Source organism: Streptomyces sp. NPDC041940, assembly GCF_055589465.1.
Genome location: NZ_JBVJBP010000019.1, coordinates 22,566 through 43,466, shown reverse-complemented (window position 1 = coordinate 43,466; position 20,901 = coordinate 22,566). Strand labels below are relative to the sequence as shown.

Below are 20,901 nucleotides of genomic sequence, written 5' to 3'. Positions count from 1 at the left end.
CGTTACCCCGGGTTCGCCGAAGGGGCCGGAGCGGGGATGCTCCGGCCCCTCGGCCTTGAGGCTTACGCCTCCTCGTCGACCCAGCTCATGAGCTTGCGCAGCTCCTTGCCGGTGGTCTCCAGCAGGTGCTCGGAGTCCTGGGTCTTGTACTCGTTGTACTTCTTCAGACCGCCGTGGTACTCGTCCATCCACTGCTGGGCGAAGGTGCCGTCCTGGATCTCGGCGAGGACCTTCTTCATCTCGGCCTTGGTGGCGTCCGTGATGATGCGCGGGCCGGTGACGTAGTCGCCCCACTCGGCGGTCTCGGAGATCGACCAGCGCATCTTCTCCAGGCCGCCCTCGTACATGAGGTCCACGATCAGCTTCAGCTCGTGCAGGCACTCGAAGTAGGCGATCTCCGGCTGGTAGCCGGCCTCGGTCAGGGTCTCGAAGCCCGCCTTGACCAGCGCGGCGGTACCACCGCAGAGAACGGCCTGCTCGCCGAAGAGGTCGGTCTCGGTCTCCTCGGTGAAGGTCGTCTTGATGACGCCGGCGCGGGTGCCGCCGATGCCCTTGGCGTACGACAGGGCCAGCTCGAAGCCGTTGCCCGTGGCGTCCTGCTCGACGGCGGCGATGCACGGAACGCCGCGGCCCTCCTCGTACTGGCGGCGGACCAGGTGGCCCGGGCCCTTCGGGGCGACCATGCAGACGTCCACGCCGGCCGGGGGCTTGATGAAGTCGAAGCGGATGTTCAGACCGTGGCCGAAGAACAGCGCGTCGCCGTCCTTCAGGTTGTCCTTGATGTGGTCCTCGTAGACCTGGGCCTGGATCGGGTCCGGGACCAGGATCATGATGACGTCGGCCTCGGCGGCGGCCTCGGACGGGCTCACCACGCGCAGGCCCTGCTCCTCGGCCTTGGCCTTGGACTTGGAGCCCTCGTGCAGACCGACGCGGACGTCGACTCCCGAGTCACGGAGCGACAGCGCGTGGGCGTGGCCCTGGCTGCCGTACCCGATGACCGCGACCTTGCGGCCCTGGATGATGGACAGGTCGGCGTCGGCGTCGTAGAACAGCTCGGCCACTTTGGGTTCTCTCCTCGGGAGTGCAGGTGTTGCGTCCCACCGTATGACGGGGGGCGGAAGGGAAGTCTGAGGGTCTCGGAATACGGGCGGCCGACGGCGCGCCGACCGCCCGTTCCAGGCCTTAGGCCGACCGGTCCAGGGCGCGCAGCGACCGGTCCGTGATGGAGCGGGCGCCGCGGCCGATCGCGATCGTGCCGGACTGGACCAGCTCCTTGATGCCGTACGGCTCCAGCATCTTGAGCATGGCGGACAGCTTCTCGCCGGATCCGGTGGCCTCGATGGTGACGGCCTCCGGGGAGACGTCGACGGTCTTGGCGCGGAACAGCTGGACGATCTCGACGATCTGGGAGCGCGTCTCGTTGTCGGCGCGCACCTTCACCAGGACGAGTTCGCGCTGCACCGCCTGCGACGGCTCCAGCTCGACGATCTTGAGCACGTTGACGAGCTTGTTGAGCTGCTTGGTCACCTGCTCCAGCGGCAGGTCCTCCACCCCCACGACGATGGTGATGCGGGAGATGTCGGGGTGCTCGGTGACACCGACGGCGAGTGAGTCGATGTTGAAGCCGCGGCGGGAGAACAGGGCGGCGATCCGGGCGAGGATGCCGGGCGTGTTCTCCACCAGGACGGAGAGCGTGTGCTTGGACATGATCTTTTACGTCTCTCTCGCTCAGTCGTCTTCGTTGTCGCCGAAGTCGGGGCGGACGTCCCGGGCGGCCATGATCTCGTCGTTGGAGGTGCCGGCGGCGACCATCGGCCACACCATCGCGTCCTCGTGGACGATGAAGTCGACGACGACCGGGCGGTCGTTGATGGAGTTCGCCTCCTCGATCACCTTGTCGAGGTCGTCCGGGGACTCGCAGCGGATGGCGTAGCAGCCCATGGCCTCCGACAGCTTCACGAAGTCGGGGACGCGGGTGCCGCGGGCCTGCGGGTTGACGTCGTCCGGGCCGGAGTGCAGGACGGTGTTGGAGTACCGCTGGTTGTAGAAGAGGGTCTGCCACTGGCGGACCATCCCGAGGGCGCCGTTGTTGATGACGGCGACCTTGATCGGGATGTTGTTCAGGGCGCAGGTGGTGAGCTCCTGGTTGGTCATCTGGAAGCAGCCGTCGCCGTCGATGGCCCAGACGGCCCGCTCGGGCGCGCCGGCCTTGGCGCCCATGGCGGCCGGGACGGCGTAGCCCATGGTTCCGGCACCGCCGGAGTTCAGCCAGGTGCCCGGCTTGTCGTACTCGATGAAGTGGGCGGCCCACATCTGGTGCTGGCCGACGCCCGCCGCGAAGATCGTGCCCTCGGGCGCGAGCCGGCCGATGCGCTGGATGACCTGCTGCGGGGAGAGCGAGCCGTCCTCGGGCTGGTCGTAGCCGAGCGGGTAGGTGTCGCGCCAGCGGCTCAGGTCCTTCCACCACGAGCTGTAGTCGCCCTGGTGGCCCTCGCTGTGCTCCTTCTGGACGGCCTGGATCAGGTCGGCGATGACCTCGCGGGCGTCTCCGACGATCGGCACGTCGGCGGCACGGTTCTTGCCGATCTCGGCCGGGTCGATGTCCGCGTGGACGATCTTGGCGAAGGGGGCGAAGCTGTCCAGCTTGCCGGTGACGCGGTCGTCGAAGCGGGCGCCGAGGGCGACGATCAGGTCGGCCTTCTGCAGACCGGTGACGGCGGCCACGGAGCCGTGCATGCCGGGCATGCCCAGGTGCTGCGGGTGGTCGTCGGGGAACGCGCCGAGCGCCATCAGGGTGGTGGTGACGGGCGCGCCGGTCAGCTCGGCGAGCACCTTCAGCTCGGCGGTGGCCTTGGCCTTGAGCACGCCGCCACCGACGTACAGCACGGGCCGCCTGGCCTGGGTGATCAGCTTGGCGGCCTCGCGGATCTGCTTGGCGTGCGGCTTGGTCACCGGGCGGTAGCCGGGCAGGTCCATGGCGGGCGGCCAGGAGAAGGTGGTCTTCGCCTGGAGGGCGTCCTTGGCGATGTCGACCAGGACCGGGCCGGGGCGGCCGGTGGAGGCGATGTGGAAGGCCTGCGCGATGATCTGCGGGATGTCCTCGGCCTTGGTGACGAGGAAGTTGTGCTTGGTGATCGGCATGGTGATGCCGACGATGTCCGCCTCCTGGAAGGCGTCCGTGCCGATCGCCTTGGACGCCACCTGGCCGGTGATCGCCACCAGCGGCACGGAGTCCATGTGCGCGTCGGCGATCGGGGTGACCAGGTTGGTCGCGCCGGGGCCCGAGGTGGCCATGCAGACGCCGACCTTGCCGGTGGCCTGCGCGTAGCCGGTGGCGGCGTGACCGGCGCCCTGCTCGTGCCGGACCAGGACGTGGCGCACCCGGGTGGAGTCCATCAGCGGGTCGTAGGCGGGAAGGATCGCACCGCCGGGAATGCCGAATACCGTGTCGGCGCCGACCTCCTCGAGAGAGCGGATGAGGGACTGCGCGCCCGTCACCTGCTCGGGGGCGGAGTGTCCTCCGGATCGGGGCCGGGGCTGCGGGTGATGGGCCCCGGTGGCCTGCTCGGTCATCGGCATTCTCTTCTCAGATGCTGAGGGTTTTTTGCGAGGTTCGTGCGGTTTTCATCTGCTGCACATCAGGCGCCTGTGCAACAAAAAACCCCTCGTGCCATAAGGCAAGCGAGGGGAGCGCGCCGGGTGGAGTCGCTGAGCGGTCGAGGCTCAGCGTCAGCCGACGCGCTTTCCAAGTACGAGAATTCGGGTGCGCATGGCACAGACCCTCTCCCCGGCGCACACCCACTGTCAAGTGGGTGGGACGGGAGTCTCATTATGTGAGCGTAGGGCCGTACCGCCTCCGATGACGGCGGACACTCCCGAGCTGTACACCCGCGGGGCACCGCCCGCGAACGCCGGCTCGGCCGGTCCGTTCGGCACCGGATAGTGGCCGCCTGCCAGGGCCCGGCGCAGCCGGTACTCGTCGAGCGGTCCGGAGAACGCCATGCCCTGCCCGTGCGTACAGCCCATCGCGCGCAGGGCGACGACCTGCTCGGGCAGGTCCACCCCCTCGGCCACGGACTTCAGCCCGAGATCGGCGGCGATGCGCAGCAGCCCGCTGGTGATCTTGTACAGCCGGGCGGACTCGACGACGCCCTCGACCAGACCGCGGTCGAGTTTCAGGATGTCGACGGGGAGCCGCCTGAGGGCCGTGATCGCCGCGCAGTCGCCGCCGAAACCGTCGAGCGCGATCCGGACGCCGACCCGGCGCAGGGCTCCGAGACGCCGCTCCAGCTCGTCCTGCGAGACCCTCGGATCGGCGTCGGACAGCTCGATGATCAGCGACCCGGACGGCAGCCCGTGCCGGGTGAGCAGCGCCTCGATCGAGCCGAGCGGCATCGACCGGTCCAGCAGCCTGCGGGCGCTCATCCGGACGACGACCGGCACGGACAGCCCGGTCGCCTGCCGCTCGGCGGCCTGCTCGACGGCCTCCTCGATCACCCACCGGCCCAGCTCGGCGGTCTTGTCACTGTCCTCGGCCACGCGCAGGAACTCCGCCGGGGTGAACAGCACCCCTTGTGAGGAGCGCCAGCGCGCCTGTGCGGACACCGACGCGATCCGGCCGTCCTCCAGGCAGACCACCGGCTGGTGCAGCAGGGCGAACTCGCCGTCGTGCAGCGCGGCCCGCAGGCGCGTGGCCAGCTCCGCCTTGCGTACGACGTCCTGCTGCATCTGCGGCTTGTACAGCTCGACGCGGCCCTTGCCGCCGGCCTTGGCGCGGTACATGGCCAGGTCGGCGTTGCGCAGCAGCTCGCCCGCGCCGAGGCCCGCTTCCGCGAAGGCCACGCCGATGGAGGCGTTGACTCGGACATCGTTGCCGTCGATGAGGTACGGCTGGGACAGCGTCGCCCTGAGGCGGTCGGCGAGTTCCACTATGTGCCGTTCCCGGGCGGCCCGGTCGCGGGTGTTGTCGCCGACGATCAGGGCCGCGAACTCGTCGCCGCCCAGCCGGGAGGCGGTGTCGCCCTGCCGGACCGAGTCCTGGAGTCTGCGGGCGGCCTGGACGAGCAGCTCGTCCCCCGCCTGGTGCCCGATCGTGTCGTTGACGGCCTTGAAGCCGTCGAGGTCGATGAACAGCACCGCCGTGTTCCGCAGGGCCAGGCCCCGGTCGGAGGCCCGGCGGCCCGAGAGGGCGTGCTGGACGCGCTTGGTGAACAGCGCGCGGTTGGGCAGGTCCGTGAGCGGGTCGTGCTCGGCGTTGTGCTGCAACTGGGCCTGGAGCCGGACCCTTTCGGTCACGTCCCTGCTGTTGAAGATGAGGCCGCCGTGATGGCGGTTGACGGTCGACTCGACGTTGAGCCAGCCTCCGTCACCCGACCGGAAACGGCACTCGATGCGCGTGGTGGCTTCCTCGACCGGGTTGGCGGCGAGGAACCTGCGCGCCTCGTGCACGACACAGCCCAGGTCCTCCGGGTGGATGAGGTTGGCCAGTTCCGTACCCACCAGGTCCTCCGCCGAGCGGCCGTACACCCCGGCGGCGGCCGGGGAGACGTACCTCAGGACACCGCTGGGGGCGGCGATCATGATCACGTCGCTGGAGCCCTGAACCAGGGAGCGGAAGTGGTTCTCCTTCTGCGCCAGCTCCTGGGTGAGGGTGATGTTGTCGAGCAGCATGATGCCCTGGCGCACGACGAGCGCGAGCACGACCGTGCCACCGGTCAGCAGGACCACGCGGTCGACGCTGCGGCCGTTGAGGACGTTGTAGAGGATCCCCAGCGTGCACACGGCGGCCGCGAGATACGGCGTGAGGGCGGCGAGGGAGCCGGAGATGGGCCGGGCGGCCGGATACCGGCCGAGCTCGCCTCCGGGTGTGGGCGGCTGGTGGTGCGGGCCGCCGCGCTGCCCCGGCACGTGCTCGTGCACCACGCGTGTGTGCCCGGCCGCGCCCTGCCGGTCGAGGCCGTGCCGGTCCGTGTCGGGCGTGCGGGGCGCGGCCCACGGGGCGTACGCCAGGAGCAGCGAGCCGGCGAACCAGCCCGCGTCGAGCAGCTGGCCGGAGCGGTAGTCGTAGTGCATCAGCGGCGAGGTGAACAGGGCGTCGCACATCACGGTCAGCGCGAGCGCGCCGATGGCGGTGTTGACCGCGGAGCGGTTCACCGCGGAGCGCCTGAAGTGCAGCGCGAGCACCATGCTGACCAGCGCGATGTCGAGCAGCGGGTAGGCCAGCGACAGCGCGGTGTGCGCCACGCCGGGCCCTTCCGACTTCGCGGCCTGGGCGAGGGCGAGGCTCCAGGCCAGGGTGAGCAGCGAGCCGCCGATCAGCCAGGCGTCCAGCCCGAGACAGACCCAGCCGGCCTTGCTCGCCGGGCGTTTGGCGAGCACGAGCAGCCCGACGATCGCGGGCGGCGCGAAGCACAGGAAGAACAGGTCGGCGTAGCTGGGACTGGGGACGGGCAGTCCGAGGACCACCTCGTACCACCCCCAGACCAGGTTGCCGAGGGATGCCATGGCCGAGGAGAGGCCGAACAGCAGCCAGGCGGGTCGAAAGCGGGTGCGACGGCTGCGGGCGTAGAGGAAGCACGACACGGAGGCGGTGGCCGCCGCGGCGCTCAGCCCGAAGTCGCCCATGATGAGCGCCACTTCGTACGAGCCCCAGCCGAGCGCGGAACCGACGGCGTATGCCGCGCAGACCAGGGCCAGGACGAGTTGGAGGGCCAGGCCCGGCCGATGGCCGCGGGCCGGCGTACGGGGCAGCAGCACCCCTGGCGACGAAGGCTGTGCCCGCAGCGCTCCGTCCAGCATGGGGGTCGGCGGCGCGGTCACCGGACCCTCCCGGTCCGTACGCCTCGATGGTGATCACTGTGGTGGGTGTGGTGGCCGCCGTGATCGGCGTGGTGACCGCGTCTGAACGCGGCCGTCCGCCAGGGTCGCCGCCGGCCGCTCCGCCCGGTCGGATCGCTCGTCCATAGGCCGTGCATCGCCTGTCGCCCCCCTCACAGTCCGAAGTGTCCGTCCCCGGCGCCGAATACCCCCGGCGCTGCCCCTGTCGGGACGATACACCAGTCTCGTCACTCAGGGACATAGGTTCTCTACTCTCCGTGACGATCAACAGATATATGAGTACCCACCGCACCCGAAGGATTGCGGACGGTACCCGAAGTCGGATCAGTCTGTTGATGCACCCGTCGTGAGGATCACGTTGCGGAGCGGCTCCCGGTTCACATAACGGTTCAACTGGTCCACCAGGAGCCGCTCGGCGCGCGGAAGGAACGCGGAGGTGGGTCCGCCGACGTGAGGGCTGATGAGTACCCCCGGCGCACGCCACAGCCGGTGTTCGCGCGGCAGGGGCTCGGGGTCGGTGACGTCGAGGGCCGCGGTGATGCGGCCGGTCTCCACCTCGGCGAGCAGGGCCTTGGTGTCGACGACGGGGCCGCGGGCCACGTTGACCAGGAGCGCGCCGTCCTTCATCCGGGACAGGAACTCGGCCCCGGCCAGGCCGCGGGTGGTCTCGGTGAGCGGCGTGGCCAGGATGACGATGTCCGCTTCCGGGAGCAGGGAGGCGAGTTCGGTGAGCGGGTGCACCGGACCGCGCGCCGTGGTGCGCTCGGAGCGCGCGACGCGCGCCACCCGCGCCACCTCGAACGGAACGAGCCGGTCCTCGATGGCCGCGCCGATCGATCCGTAGCCCACGATGAGGACGTTCTTGTCGGCGAGCGCGGGCCGGAACCCGCCGAGCCACTCCCCCCGGTCCTGCGCGCGGACGAAGTCGGGGATCCCGCGCAGCGAGGCCAGGATCAACGCGAGAGTGAGCTCTCCGGTGCTGGCCTCGTGCACCCCGCGCGCGTTGCACAGCCGCACCCCCGGACGCAGGTGCCGCAGCCCCGGCTGCACGTGGTCGATCCCGGCCGAGAGGGTCTGCACGACCTCCACACGGCTCATCTCCGGCATGGGGCGCACGCACAGCGGGCTGGGCTTCATGTAGGGGACGACGTAGAAGGCGCAGTCCGCCGGGTCCGCGGGGAAGTCCTCCCCGCCGTTCCAGTAGCGGTACCCGGGACCCTCGGGGAGCCCCTCGATCTCTTCCGGCGGGATGGGCAGCCACACGTCAGCAGTCATGCTCTGGAGGCTATGTCAGGAGCGTGCGACGGCAGAGGTTAGGTTGGGTGGCCGGAACAGGGAGGGTCACGACCAGGTGGAGCGCAGGACGATCGGCGCGGCGGCGCTCGCGGTGGGGGCCGTCGGACTCGGGTGCATGCCGATGAGCTGGGCCTACAGCACCTCGCGACAGCGTGGCGACGAGTCGCTCAGGGCGGTGCACCGGGCGCTCGACCTGGGTGCCTCCCTGCTGGACACGGCCGACATGTACGGCCCCTTCACCAACGAACTGCTGGTGGGGCGGGCGTTGAGGGAGCGCCGGTCCGACGCGTTCGTGTCGACCAAGGTCGGACTGCTCGTGGGCGACCAGCACATCGTCGCCAACGGCCGCCCGGGGTATGTGAAACGTGCCTGCGACGCCTCGCTGCGGCGCCTCCAGACGGACGTCATAGACCTCTACCAGCTGCACCGGGCCGACCCGGAGGTGCCCGTCGAGGAGACGTGGGGCGCGATGGCGGAGCTCGTCCAGGCCGGGAAGGTACGGGCGCTGGGCCTGTGCGCCGTGGGGGCGCGGGCCGGCCGGCGTGGTGGGGCCCGGCTGCACGACGCGACGATACGGCAGCTGGAGCGGGTGCAGCAGGTCTTCCCGGTAAGCGCGGTGGAGGCCGAACTGTCGGTGTGGTCGCCCGAGGCGCTGGAGACCCTGCTGCCGTGGTGCCAGACGCGGGGCGTCGGCTTCCTCGCCGCGATGCCGCTCGGCAACGGCTATCTGACCGGCAGGCTGCGGACCGGCGCCGGCTTCGAGGCGGACGACCTGCGCGCCCGGCACCCGCGCTTCACGGGCGAGATGATGGCCGCGAACCAGCCGATCGTCGCGGGCCTGCGCCGCGTGGCCCGCCGCCACGGCGAGCACGTCACCCCCGCCCAGGTCGCCCTCGCCTGGGTCCTCGCCCAGGGCCCGCACGTCGTCCCGGTCCCGGGCGCGAAGCAGGAGCGCTGGGTCACCGAGAACGCGGCCGCGACGACCCTGCGTCTGACGCCGGACAATCTGCGGGAAGTCGCGGTGCTGCCCCGGGCCCAGGGGTCGTGGGACTGAGCCCGGTCCGGACCCCGGAGCTACGGCACAAACCCGCCCAGGGCCCCCTGTTCTCGGTTCGGGGTTCGGCGATCGGGAACTTGTGAGGCGCGAGCGGTGTATGACAAGGAGAACCCGCCGCGTCGAAGGGACCATGATCGTGCAACGTCGAGCCGTGCCGGCCGTGTTGGCCGCCGCCGCGCTCCTGCTGACGGCCGGCTGCTCCTCCGACGGCGGAGGATCGTCCGGCTCGGACGAGGGCGCCTCTCCCGGCCGTACGGCACCGCAGTCCTCCGCGCCGCCCCGGCAGGCCGCCGAGGAGACACCTCCCGCCAAGGGCTCGGTGACGGTGGTGCGCACCGTGGCCGAGGGCCTGGACTCCCCCTGGGGCCTCGCTCCCCTGCCGGGCGGCGGGCTGCTCGTCTCCTCCCGGGACGACGGGACGATCGTCCGGGTCGACGAGAAGACCGGGAAGAAGACCGAGCTGGGCGAGGTGCCGGGCGTCTCGGCCGCCGGCGAGGGCGGCCTGCTGGGCATCGCCCTGTCACCCGACTACGCCTCGGACCGCATGGTCTACGCGTACTTCACCTCCGCCGGCGACAACCGCATCGTCCGCATGCTCTACGACGACAAGAAGCCCGCCGGTGAACAGCTCGGCGCTCCCGACACGGTGTTCAGGGGCATCCCCAAGGGCTTCATCCACAACGGCGGCCGGATCGAGTTCGGCCCGGACAAGATGCTCTACGCCGGCACCGGCGAGAGCGGCGACACCGGCCTGTCCCAGGACAAGGACTCCTTGGGCGGCAAGATCCTGCGCCTGACCCCGGAGGGCGAGCCCGCGCCGGGCAACCCGTTCCCCGGCTCGCCGGTGTACTCGTACGGCCACCGCAATGTGCAGGGCCTCGCGTGGGACACCAGGCAGCGGCTCTTCGCCTCGGAGTTCGGCCAGGACACCTGGGACGAGCTCAACGCGATCAAGCCGGGCGACAACTACGGCTGGCCGGAGGCCGAGGGCAGGTCGGGCGACGGGGACTTCCACAACCCGATCGACCAGTGGACCACGGCCGAGGCGTCCCCCAGCGGCATCGCCTACGCCGAGGGGTCGATCTGGATGGCGGGCCTGCGCGGCAAGCGGCTGTGGCGCGTCCCGCTCAACGGCACGGAGGCCTCGGCGGACCCGCAGGCCTTCCTGGACGGCGAGTACGGCCGGCTGCGCACGGTGGTCCCGGCGGGCGGCGACCGGTTGTGGCTCGTGACCAGCAACACGGACGGCCGGGGCAGCCCCGAGGACGGGGACGACCGGATCCTCGAGGTGCGGGTGTCGTAGCGGCCGATTCCCTGCGACCTGACAAACGACAGGCCCTAGTCCTCGCGGTTCTCCGGCTCCCGCTGCGGGCGTACGACGACCTTCCCGGACTTCAGGTCTATCGGGCCGCGTCCGGGATCGCCGTCACCGGCATCCTCCCGGGTCAGCTCCAGGCGGTTCTGCTCGTCCCGGGTGTGTTTGCGGCCGGGTGAGAACAGTTCCTCGAACACGTTGAACACAAGGCCTCCCTGGGCCGCGACTCCCCCGACGTCCCTTACAGCGTATGCCTCAGCCCGCTGAACCGGGCATGACGGATTCGGCCGGAAACAGCCCCAGCCGGTGCGCCACCGCCGCCGCCTCGCCGCGCCCGGAGACGCCGAGCTTCGCCAGGATGTTGGAGACGTGGACGCTCGCGGTCTTCGGGGAGATGAACAGTTCCTCGGCTATCCGGCGGTTGGTGTGGCCGACGGCGACCAGGCGCAGGACGTCCCGTTCCCTGCTGGTGAGGCCGAGGGCCTCGGCGGGGTCGGCGGGGGCGAGGGCCGGTTTGGAGGCCGGCGTCAGCGGGAGGCGGGCGCGCTGGGCGAGCGCGCCGGCGGACTCGGCCAGGGGCCGGGCGGCGAGGTGGCGGGCGACGGCGTGGGCGAGGCGCAGCAGCTCCGTGGCGCGGTCGCGCTCGTCCTCGCCGCCGCCCGTCAGCAGGGACTCGGCCAGGCGGTACCGGACGCGGGCGAGGTCGTAGGGCCGCTCCAGGGGTTCGAAGGCGGTGACCACCTGCGACCAGGTGTCGGGGGTGCTCCGGCCCTCGGCGCGGTGGAGTTCGGCGCGGACCCACCGCTCGTGGGCGAGCCAGACGGGGGCGTTGGTGGTGAGGCGCTTGGCGGCCTTGAAGATGCCGTCCAGGGCCGCCGCGCGGCCGTCCCGCGCGGCGGGCAGGGCGCGGGCGTCGGCCTCCGCGGTGGCCGACGCGAGCAGCAGCGGCCAGGCGTAGCGCTGGGTGCCGAGCGGGAAGCCGGACTCCAGGGTGCGGGCCAGTTCGGCGCGGGCGTCGGGGAGGCGGCCCTCCGCGACGGCCACGGCGATGGTGAGGCAGGAGACGGGGAGGTCGTGCTGCGGCATGGGGTCGAGCGGACCGTAGGCAGCGCGGCCCTCGGCCAGGTGGCGGGCGGCCTCGGGGACATCGCCGCGGGCGAGCGCGAGGAACGCCAGGCTGTTGGCGCCGGAGCCGTGCGGCCCGGCCGTCTGCCCGCGCCGCTGGGCGTTGCCCGCGGCCTCGGCGGCCTCTTCCCAGCGGCCCAGCGAGATGAGCGACTCCGCGAGATTGCTCCAGATCCAGGCCTCGGCGACCCGCAGGCCCATCTCGCCGGTGAGCCGCAGGCCCTCGCGCAGTATGTCGACGGACTCCTCGGAGCGGCCGACGCCTTCGAGGACGGAGGGCAGGTTCACATGGCTGCGGCCCACGACCGCCGCGAGACTCCGGGCGACCACCTCGTCCCTGACCTCGTACATGTGCGTGAGCCCGGCCTCGATCTGCCCGGCGTCGACCATGAGGCCGCCGAGGGTGAGCCGGGCGTTGGACTCGATGTCGTCGGCGCTCACCATGCGCGCGTACTCGACGGCCCGCTCGGCGGCCGTCAGGGTCTCCGGGCCCGGCTCGTGGAGCATGGACCAGTGGGCGGCCGTGGCGAGCACCTCGGCGTGCACCTCGGACGGCGGCAGGCCCCGGACCAGTTCCTGCGCGGTGGCGATCTCCTTCCAGCCGTCGCCGCGGGCCAGGCTCTGCACCAGCCGGGAGCGCTGGATCCAGAACCAGGCGGCGCGCAGGGGGTCGTCCTCGTCGTCCAGCAGGCGCAGCGCCCGCTTGGTGATCTTCAGGGCGCGTTCGCGTTCCCCGCAGAGCCGTCCGGCCACGGCCGCCTCGGCCAGCAGGTCGAGATGGCGCAGCGCGGTGGTGGCCGGGTCGCAGCCGCAGGGAGGGTAGACCTCGGCGTAGTCGACGGGGCGCAGGGTGCGGCGTACGGCGTCGGGGGCGGCGTCCCACAGTTCCATGGCCCGTTCCAGCAGCCGCAGTTGCTCGGCGTAGGCATGGCGGTGGCGGGCCTCGACGGAGGCGCCGAGGACTGCGGGCAGGGCCTTGGCCGGGTCGTGGGCGTGGTACCAGTAGCTGGCCAGGCGGGCCGCGCGCTGGTCGGCGGGGACGAGGGTCGGGTCGCTCTCCAGGGCTTCGGCGTAGCGGCGGTTGAGGCGGGAGCGTTCGCCGGGAAGGAGGTCGTCGCTGACGGCCTCGCGGACCAGGGAGTGGCGGAAGCGGTAGCCGTCGCCGCCGGGTGCGGGGGCGAGGATGCTGGCGTTCACGGCGGCCCGCAGCGCCTCGATGAGGTCGTCCTCGGCGAGCCGGGCGACGGCGGCCAGCAGCCGGTACTCGACGGTGGAGCCGCCCTCGGCGACGATCCGGGCGACCTGCTGGGCGGTCTCGGGGAGCCCTTCCACGCGGACGAGCAGCAGGTCGCGCAGGGAGTCGGTCAGGCCCGTGCGGCAGCCCTCGTGGCCGGCCACGGCGAGTTCCTCGACGAAGAAGGCGTTGCCGTCGGAGCGTTCGAAGATCGCGTCGATCCGGTCCGGGTCGGGTGCGTGGGCGAGGATGCCGGCGACCTGGCGGCACACCTCCTCGCGGTTGAAGCGGGCGAGTTCGAGGCGTCGGACGGTGCGGAGCCGGTCGAGTTCGGCGAGCAGGGGCCTGAGCGGGTGGCGGCGGTGGATGTCGTCGGAGCGGTAGGTGGCGAGGACGACGAGGCGGCCGGTGCGCAGGGTGCGCAGGAGATAGGCGAGCAGGTGGCGGGTGGAGGCGTCGGCCCAGTGCAGGTCCTCCAGGGCGAGGACGACCGTGTGGTCGGCGGCGACGCGCTCCAGCAGGCGTGCGGTGAGTTCGAAGAGGCGGGCCATGCCGTCCTCGTCGTGCCGCCCGGTGCCCGACTCGCCGAGCTCGGGCAGCAGCCGGGCCAGCTCCTCCTCCTGTCCGGCGGCCGCGGCGGCCAGCTCGCCGGGGAGTTCGCGGCGCAGGGCGCGCAGCGCGGTGGAGAACGGCGCGAAGGGCAGTCCGTCGGCGCCGATCTCCACACAGCCGCCGAGTGCGACCACCGCCCCCCGGCGGCGGGCGGCGGCGGCGAACTCCTCGACCAGGCGGGTCTTGCCGACCCCGGCCTCCCCGGCGATGAGCAGGGCCTGCGGCTCGCCCTCGCGGGAGCGGGCGAGGGCTTCGTGCAGCGTGCCCAACTCCTCGGCACGGCCGACGAACACGGGGCTGACGGACCTGGTCTCCACGGCCCCGAGCATCGCATGCGCTTCTGACACGACGGCACCGGTTTTCCGCTGAGCAGACGGGACACCGACGGCCGCCGCTCCGAGCGGTGCCGCCCCGCCGTTCACGCGGCAGGTGCCGACCGGGTTCGGCGCAAGCCCCGGGTATGGCTTTCGTGCTCGGCGGAGTTCTCGGCCGCCGCGCGGCGGGCGGCACGGCGGGCGCGGGTGGCCTCGCGGACCAGGCGCCGGTGGTCGGCCCGGCGGATGAGGTCGGCGGTGCGCAGCTGCTGGAGCTCGTACTCGTACATGGAGTGTCCTTGGTGAGAGCCGGTCACGGAGCGTCTCTCCGTGATGACCTCACTCTCGTCTCCCAGGCGGGCCGGCCACATCGGGAGAGTTCCGCATCTTCGGCGGCGGCCGGGGCCTTAGGACATGACTGAGGGGCCTCAGGGGCTCCGTAAGGTGCTTACGGAACTCCTAAGACCCCTCAGGACCTGCGGTGACTCAGCTCGCGGACGGCAGTCCGAGCAGGATGCCGGTGTACTTGAGGACGGCCAGGAACAGGCCGATGACACCGAGCGAGACGCCCGCCCAGGCGACGGACTTGATCCAGGTGGCCTGGATCCTGCCGGGCGTGCCGAACGCGGGCCGGGCCAGCGTCACGACGCCGACGACCAGCGCGACGACCGCGAACAGTCCGCCCCACAGGGCGGTGGCCTGCCAGGCGTCGCCGTACACGGCCTGGATCTGCTGGGCCACGCCCGCGTTCTGCGCGGTCTCCAGCTGGCCGACCAGGTTCTGGCGCGCCGCGGCGATCGTGCCGACCCAGCTGCCGGTGAGCGAGACGAGGCCCAGCGCGGCGGAGACCACGGCGGCGGCACCCTGGCCGGCGCCGGTGGGGGCCTCCTCCTTGGTCTCCGCGACCTCTGTCTCGGTGACCTCTGTCTCGACGACCTCGGCCTCGGCCGGGGCCTCGGTGCGGGTCGCCTCGTCGGACTCGGTGGTGTCCACCGCCTTCTCGGTCGTGGCCTCGGTGGCCTTGGTCTCGTCCACTGCGTTCGTTGCCATGTCTCGCACCGTAAAGTCGCTGTCTGAGAAGTCTCTTAATGATCCTTGTGAGCGGCACCCGCGCGTGCGGCGCGCCACTCGGGCGCCAGCACCGACCAGACTTCGAGATCGTGCCGTACGCCACCATAGGGGTGCGCCTCGCGTCGCACACCGTCGCGGGTCATGCCGAGGCGCCGGGCGACGTTCAGACTCGGCTGATTGCCCGAGGCGGCGACCCACTCGATCCGGTGAATGCCGCGGTCGTCGACCGCCCAGTCGATGAGGACGCGCATCGCCCGGGTGACCAGGCCGCGACCCGTCCCGGCGGGCTCCAGCCAGCAGCCCACCTCGCAGTTGCCGGCGGCCGCGTCGAAGTTCAGGAACAGCACACCGCCCACGAGCTTGCCGTTCAGCCACAGGCCGTGCAGCGAGCGCGTGTCGGCCGCGCGCATGTCGGCGTACCGCTGGAGCATGGCCCGCGCGGACTCCACGTCCGTCTCCTGCGAACCGAAGCTGATGAACTGCCCGATGAAGTCCCTGCCCCGCTCCAGGTGCGCGAAGAACTCTTCGGCATGCCAGGGCTCGAGGGGCCTCAGCTCGGCGTCGTCACCCAGGGATATCGCGTACATCCCGCCGCCGCTCCTCCTCCGCCAGGACGTCCGCCACCTCGGCGTCCGTCGCGGCGGCCAGCCTCTCATGGGCGGCCCGGGCCTCGGGCGGTTCGATGCTGATCCGTGGCAGGCGCCTGTCGAGCCAGCGGGGCAGCCACCAGTTGGCGCCGCCGAGCATGTGCATGAGGGCGGGGACGAGGAGCGTCCGCAGGACGAAGGCGTCCAGGGCGACGGCGGCGGCCAGGGCGATGCCGAACATGGCGATCACCCGGTCGCCGCTGAGGACGAAGGCCAGGAAGACGGAGATCATGATGACCGCCGCCGAGTTGATCACCCGGCTGGTCTCGGCGAGGCCGACGCGCACGGCTCGCCGGTTGTCGCCGGTCTCCAGCCATTCCTCGTACATCCGGCTGACCAGGAACACCTGGTAGTCCATCGAGAGGCCGAAGAGCACCGACACCATGATCACGGGCAGGAAGGGCTCGATGGGGCCGGCGCTGCCGAGGCCGAGGAGTTCGCTGCCCCAGCCCCACTGGAACATCGCGACCACCACCCCGAAGGCGGAGGCCACGGCGGCGACGTTCATCGCGGCGGCCTTCAGCGGGATGCCGATGGACCGGAAGGCGAGCAGGAGCAGCAGACAGCCCAGGCCGATCACGACCCCTACGAAGACGGGCAGCTTGGAGACGATGACGTCGGCGAAATCGTCGTAGCCGGCCGTCATGCCGCCGACCTGCACATCGAGCGAGGTGCCCGCCTCGGCGCGCGGCAGCACCTCGCCGCGCAGCCGGTCGACGAGGTCGCTGGTCTGCTGCGACTGCGGCGAGGACTCCGGTACGACGGTCAGGTACGCGGTGTGACCGCCGGAGTCGTAGGTCACCGGGGTGACCGAGGCGACGCCGTCGGTGGCGCGGAGTGTGCCGTCGAGGTTGTCCAGGGCGAGCTTGTCGTCGGCTCCGTCGACCTTCGTGACGAGGGTGAGCGGGCCGTTCACGCCGGGGCCGAAGCTGTCGCCGAGCAAGTCGTAGGCCTGGCGGGTGGTGGCCGTCTTCGGGTCGTTGCCCTGGTCGGAGGTGCCCAGGTGCAGCGAGAACGTGGGCAGCGCGAGGACGGCCATGACGACGAGGGCGATCGCGCCGAGCACCTTGGGGTGGCGTTCCACGAACGCCGACCAGCGGGCGGCGAAGCCGGTGGGCAGCTCCGGTTCGGGACCGTGTTCCGCCAGGCGGCGGCGTTCGCGGCGGCTGAGCGCGCGCATGCCGATGAGAGACAGCAGGGCGGGCAGCAGGGTCACGGAGGCCGCGACGGTGAGGACCACGGTCAGGCTGGCCGCTATGGCGACGCCGTTGAGGAAGCTGAGCCGCAGGATCAGCATGCCGAGCAGGGCGATGCAAACGGTGGCACCCGCGAAGACCACCGCCCGTCCCGTGGTGGCGACGGCGTTCGTGGCCGCCTCGGCGACCGGGAGACCGCGTTTCAGCCCGCGCCGGTGGCGCGTCACGATGAACAGCGCGTAGTCGATGCCGACGCCGAGCCCGATCAGCATGCCGAGCATGGGGGCGAAGTCGGCGACGGTCATGGCGTGCCCGAGCAGCACGATCCCGGCGTAGGCGGTGCCGACGCCGACCAGTGCGGTGGCGATGGGCAGCAGGGAGGCGGCGAGCGAACCGAAGGCCAGGAACAGCACGACCGCGGCGACGACCACGCCGACGATCTCGGCGACGTGCCCGCCGGAGGACTGGGTGAGCGCGACGGCGCTGCCGCCCAGCTCCACCTGGAGCCCGTCGGTCTCCGCGCTCTTCGCGGTGTCGACGACGGCCTCGGCCTCGCCCTGGTCGATGTCCTCGGCCCGGTCGACGAAGGTGACCGTGGCGTACGCCGTACGGGCGTCCTCGCTGATCCGGCCCGTGCCCGGCCCGTCGTAGGGGCTGGTCACGGAGGCCACGCCGGGCAGGTTCTCGACCCGGTCCAGGGTGCGGGTCATGGTCTGCTCGACGTCGGTGGCGCGGACGGTGCCGGAGGTGGTGTGCCAGACGACGGTGTCGCTGTCGCCGCCGAGTTGCGGGAAGCCCTCGTGGAGCAGTTCGGTGGCGCGGCCCGACTCGGTGCCGGGGACCTGGTAGTCGTTCGAGTACGCGGAGCCGGCGACGGCGGCGCCCGTGGCGACCCCCGCGCAGGCGAGGAGCCAGAGCAGAACGGTGACCAGACGGCGTTGGACACACCAGCGTGCTAGGGCTGCCACGAAACGTGCTCCCAGGATGACTTTTTGTGGATCTTTGACCGGGAGCGGTCGTCCATGACCTGAACATCCAGCAAAGAACGCATGAGCAATGCGGAGCCACTCTTACAGGCGCACGAGATCGTTTGTCGCTTTCGTGGGCTTATTCACAATGGCCGTGATCAGTCGAACTGGTCCCCCAGCGCCATCACCATCGTCCCCGCGATCAGCAGCCACAGCGCCCGCCGGGTGCGTCCCCGGGAGCCCAGCACGGCGGCGCCGGCGCACACGAGCGCCCCGCAGGCGTACGCGACCGGGACGAGCGCCGGGGCGGCGGGGCGGGTGAGCCGGAGCAGCGCCGCGGCCAGGCCCGCGAGGGTCAGCAGGGCCCCGGTCCCGGCCGCGGTCCAGCGGGCCCGCCGCGCGTCGTCGACGTCGTCGTCATCGTCATCGTCATCGTCATCGTCATCGTCATCGTCATCGTCATCGTCTACCGGATCGTCGTCGTCCGGATCATCGGCGGCGTCGGCTGCGTCGGCCGGATCGTCCGCGTCGTCGTCCGGATCGTCGTCGGGCTCCTCGTCGTGGTCGGCCTTCTGGTCGGCTTCCTGAACGGCGGCCGTCTCCGAGTCCGCTATCTCTGGGTCGGTGTCGGAATCAGCGCGTCCACTCATGGCCGAGACGTTAGCGCGTCGTGAACGAAAACCGGGTGCGGGGTCGTGCGGCCCCCTGTTAGCGTCCGCCGGTCCGAGGAAACGCCCGCGGCAGCCCGCCGCCCGGCCGAAGCAGGTGCATTGTTTGACGGTCCGACCGAGCTCCTACGCATCCCTTTTCCTCCTCAAGGACTCAAGGAGCCCGTTCACCGATGTCGGACAACATCTCGCGGACCCCGAACGACCCCCTCTCTGACCGCACCGACCACCCCCGCTACCCGCGCAGCAACCGCTACGACGCCCGCTGGACCATCGACAACCAGATGGGCCCGCACGCGCTCTGGCTGCTGGAGTGGCTGGCCCCGGCCCTGGGGCTCGACACCCTGAGCCCCGGCTCCCGCGTGCTCGACCTGGGCTGCGGACGCGCCATGACGTCGATCTTCCTCGCCAAGGAGTACGACGTTCAGGTCACCGCCGCCGACCTGTGGATCAAGCCCGACGAGAATGCCGGGCGCATCACCGAGGCCGGCGTGGCCGACCGTGTGCTGCCCGTGCACGCCGAGGCGCACGACCTGCCGTTCGGCGAGGGCGGCTTCGACGCGATCGTCTCCGTCGACGCCTACCAGTACTTCGGCACGAACGACCTGTACCTGCCCGAGCTGACGCGGCTGCTGAAGCCCGGCGGGCGGATCGGTGTCGTCGTACCGGCGCTGCGCGCGGAGATCGACGGCGTCGAGCCGCCGGAGCACCTCAAGCCGTACTGGGAGCCCGGCTTCTGGTGCTTCCACACCGCCGCCTGGTGGCGGCGCCACTGGACCCGCAGCGGGGCCGTGGAGGTGGAGACGGCCGACTGGCTCGAGGACGGCTGGCGCGACTGGCTGCGCTGGTGCGAGGTCATCGCCGACGAGCACACCGACGAGTGGCACATCCGGATGGCCGGCCAGTGCGCCGAGATGCTGCGCCTCGACCAGGGGGCGAATCTGGGCTTCGTCCGGGTCGTCGGGCGCAAGCTGTAGAACACACGCACAGGGGGGATGCACCGGGTCCTCCGGTGCATCCCCCCTGTCGGGTCCGCGGAGGTCAGCCCTCGCTGACGCCCAGCTTCTCCAGGATCAGCTCCTTGACGCGAGCCGCGTCGGCCTGGCCCCGGGTCGCCTTCATGACCGCGCCGACCAGGGCGCCGGCCGCGGCCACCTTGCCGCCGCGGATCTTGTCCGCGACGCCCGGGTTGCCGGCGATGGCCTCCTCGACGGCCGCCGTCAGCGCGCCCTCGTCGGAGACGACCTTCAGACCGCGCTTGTCGACGACCTCGTCCGGGGTGCCCTCGCCCGCGAGGACGCCCTCGATGACCTGCCGGGCCAGCTTGTCGTTGAGGTCGCCCTTCGTCACCAGCTCGGTGACCCGGGCGACCTGCTGCGGCGTGATCGCCAGTTCGTCGAGCGACTTGCCCGACTCGTTGGCGCTGCGGGCCAGCTCGCCCATCCACCACTTACGGGCGGAGGCGGCGTCGGCCCCGGCCTCGATGGTGGCGACGATGGGCTCCAGCGCACCGGCGTTGAGGATCGCCTGCATGTCGACGGCCGAGACGCCCCACTCCTCACGGAGCCGGCTGCGGCGGACCAGCGGCAGCTCGGGCAGGGCGCCCCGCAGCTCCTCGACCCACTCGCGCGACGGGGCCACGGGCACCAGGTCGGGCTCCGGGAAGTACCGGTAGTCCTCGGCCTCCTCCTTCACGCGGCCCGAGGTCGTCGACCCCGTGTCCTCGTGGAAGTGCCGCGTCTCCTGGATGATCGTGCCGCCGGAGGAGAGCACGGCCGCGTGCCGCTGGATCTCGAAGCGGGCCGCGCGCTCCACGGACCGCAGGGAGTTGACGTTCTTCGTCTCCGAGCGGGTGCCGAACTTCTCCCGGCCGTGCGGGCGCAGCGACAGGTTCACGTCGCAGCGCATCTGGCCCATCTCCATCCGGGCCTCGGAGACGCCGAGCGCCTTGATGAGCTCGCGCAGCTCACGGACGTAGGCCCGCGCGACCTCGGGGGCACGCTCGCCCGCGCCCTCGATCGGCTTGGTGACGATCTCGATGAGCGGGATGCCGGCGCGGTTGTAGTCGAGCAGGGAGTGGGACGCGCCGTGGATACGGCCGGTGGCGCCGCCGACGTGCGTCGACTTGCCGGTGTCCTCCTCCATGTGGGCGCGCTCGATGTCCACGCGGAAGGTCTCGCCGTCCTCCAGCTGTACGTCGAGGTAGCCGTTGAAGGCGATCGGCTCGTCGTACTGGGAGGTCTGGAAGTTCTTCGGCATGTCCGGATAGAAGTAGTTCTTCCGGGCGAAGCGGCACCACTCGGCGATCTCGCAGTTCAGCGCGAGGCCGATCTTGATCGCGGACTCGACGCCGGTCGCGTTGACGACCGGGAGCGCGCCGGGCATGCCGAGACAGACCGGGCAGGTCTGCGTGTTGGCGTCCTGGCCGAGCTCGGTCGAACAGCCGCAGAACATCTTGGTCTTGGTGCCGAGTTCGACATGGACCTCGAGGCCCATGACGGGGTCGTACGACGCGAGTGCTTCCTCGTACGACGCCAGGTCGGTCGTGGTGGTCACGGTGA

General features: G+C 71.4%; 16 protein-coding genes. 3 read left to right on the top strand and 13 right to left on the bottom strand.

The window, feature by feature from the left end; translation table 11 throughout:
- Positions 1 to 62: 62 nt before the first annotated feature.
- The 5 genes from ilvC to ACZ6I3_RS27900 all read right to left on the bottom strand — a co-directional run bounded on the left by ilvC (position 63) and on the right by ACZ6I3_RS27900 (position 8,112).
- Positions 63 to 1,061: a ketol-acid reductoisomerase gene (gene ilvC / locus ACZ6I3_RS27920; RefSeq protein ID WP_469418315.1), complete on the bottom strand. Its 999-nt coding sequence runs from the start codon at positions 1,059 to 1,061 to the stop codon at positions 63 to 65.
- Between the two features lie 121 nt (positions 1,062 to 1,182).
- Positions 1,183 to 1,707, bottom strand: a complete 525-nt coding sequence (gene ilvN / locus ACZ6I3_RS27915) for an acetolactate synthase small subunit (RefSeq protein ID WP_010048631.1) — start codon at positions 1,705 to 1,707, stop codon at positions 1,183 to 1,185.
- A gap of 21 nt (positions 1,708 to 1,728) precedes the next feature.
- On the bottom strand, positions 1,729 to 3,579 hold the full coding sequence (locus tag ACZ6I3_RS27910; RefSeq protein WP_469418314.1) for an acetolactate synthase large subunit: 1,851 nt from the start codon (positions 3,577 to 3,579) through the stop codon (positions 1,729 to 1,731).
- A 225-nt stretch (positions 3,580 to 3,804) separates the two neighbouring features.
- A complete protein-coding gene (locus ACZ6I3_RS27905) occupies positions 3,805 to 6,819 on the bottom strand; it encodes a putative bifunctional diguanylate cyclase/phosphodiesterase (protein ID WP_469418313.1) in 3,015 nt (1,004 codons plus the stop codon).
- 342 nt (positions 6,820 to 7,161) lie between these two features.
- Positions 7,162 to 8,112, bottom strand: coding sequence for a 2-hydroxyacid dehydrogenase (locus ACZ6I3_RS27900; RefSeq protein WP_469418311.1), 951 nt, complete (start codon positions 8,110 to 8,112; stop codon positions 7,162 to 7,164).
- Positions 8,113 to 8,188: 76 nt separating this feature from the next.
- On the opposite strand from ACZ6I3_RS27900, the gene ACZ6I3_RS27895 reads away from it, so the two are divergent.
- Both ACZ6I3_RS27895 and ACZ6I3_RS27890 read left to right on the top strand, forming a co-directional pair.
- On the top strand, positions 8,189 to 9,187 hold the full coding sequence (locus ACZ6I3_RS27895) for an aldo/keto reductase (protein WP_469418310.1): 999 nt from the start codon (positions 8,189 to 8,191) through the stop codon (positions 9,185 to 9,187).
- A 100-nt stretch (positions 9,188 to 9,287) separates the two neighbouring features.
- A complete protein-coding gene (locus ACZ6I3_RS27890; RefSeq protein ID WP_469418309.1) occupies positions 9,288 to 10,493 on the top strand; it encodes a PQQ-dependent sugar dehydrogenase in 1,206 nt (401 codons plus the stop codon).
- Positions 10,494 to 10,528: 35 nt separating this feature from the next.
- Here the strand turns inward: ACZ6I3_RS27890 and ACZ6I3_RS27885 are convergent, their stop codons facing one another.
- From ACZ6I3_RS27885 to ACZ6I3_RS27855, 7 genes are all read right to left on the bottom strand, one after another.
- Positions 10,529 to 10,711: a DUF6191 domain-containing protein gene (locus ACZ6I3_RS27885; protein WP_469418307.1), complete on the bottom strand. Its 183-nt coding sequence runs from the start codon at positions 10,709 to 10,711 to the stop codon at positions 10,529 to 10,531.
- A gap of 49 nt (positions 10,712 to 10,760) precedes the next feature.
- The gene (locus ACZ6I3_RS27880; protein ID WP_469418455.1) at positions 10,761 to 13,805 is read right to left on the bottom strand and encodes a helix-turn-helix transcriptional regulator; all 3,045 of its coding nucleotides are present in this window, start codon (positions 13,803 to 13,805) and stop codon (positions 10,761 to 10,763) included.
- An 89-nt stretch (positions 13,806 to 13,894) separates the two neighbouring features.
- Positions 13,895 to 14,080, bottom strand: coding sequence for a hypothetical protein (locus ACZ6I3_RS27875; RefSeq protein WP_469418306.1), 186 nt, complete (start codon positions 14,078 to 14,080; stop codon positions 13,895 to 13,897).
- A 196-nt stretch (positions 14,081 to 14,276) separates the two neighbouring features.
- Entirely contained in the window at positions 14,277 to 14,840 is a 564-nt protein-coding gene (locus ACZ6I3_RS27870; RefSeq protein ID WP_469418304.1) for a hypothetical protein, read from the bottom strand.
- Between the two features lie 35 nt (positions 14,841 to 14,875).
- The gene (locus tag ACZ6I3_RS27865) at positions 14,876 to 15,448 is read right to left on the bottom strand and encodes a GNAT family N-acetyltransferase (RefSeq protein WP_469418302.1); all 573 of its coding nucleotides are present in this window, start codon (positions 15,446 to 15,448) and stop codon (positions 14,876 to 14,878) included.
- On the bottom strand, positions 15,426 to 17,672 hold the full coding sequence (locus ACZ6I3_RS27860) for an MMPL family transporter (protein ID WP_469418301.1): 2,247 nt from the start codon (positions 17,670 to 17,672) through the stop codon (positions 15,426 to 15,428). Before ACZ6I3_RS27860 ends, ACZ6I3_RS27865 begins: the two co-directional genes overlap by 23 nt.
- A 158-nt stretch (positions 17,673 to 17,830) precedes the next feature.
- Positions 17,831 to 18,322: a hypothetical protein gene (locus ACZ6I3_RS27855; protein WP_469418299.1), complete on the bottom strand. Its 492-nt coding sequence runs from the start codon at positions 18,320 to 18,322 to the stop codon at positions 17,831 to 17,833.
- A 191-nt stretch (positions 18,323 to 18,513) separates the two neighbouring features.
- Between ACZ6I3_RS27855 and ACZ6I3_RS27850 the strand changes: the two genes are divergently transcribed.
- Positions 18,514 to 19,317 (top strand): SAM-dependent methyltransferase, encoded by an 804-nt coding sequence (locus ACZ6I3_RS27850; protein ID WP_469418298.1) that lies wholly within the window; start codon positions 18,514 to 18,516, stop codon positions 19,315 to 19,317.
- Positions 19,318 to 19,381: 64 nt separating this feature from the next.
- Here the strand turns inward: ACZ6I3_RS27850 and gatB are convergent, their stop codons facing one another.
- Positions 19,382 to 20,896: an Asp-tRNA(Asn)/Glu-tRNA(Gln) amidotransferase subunit GatB gene (gatB, locus tag ACZ6I3_RS27845; RefSeq protein WP_469418296.1), complete on the bottom strand. Its 1,515-nt coding sequence runs from the start codon at positions 20,894 to 20,896 to the stop codon at positions 19,382 to 19,384.
- Positions 20,897 to 20,901 lie beyond the last annotated feature (5 nt).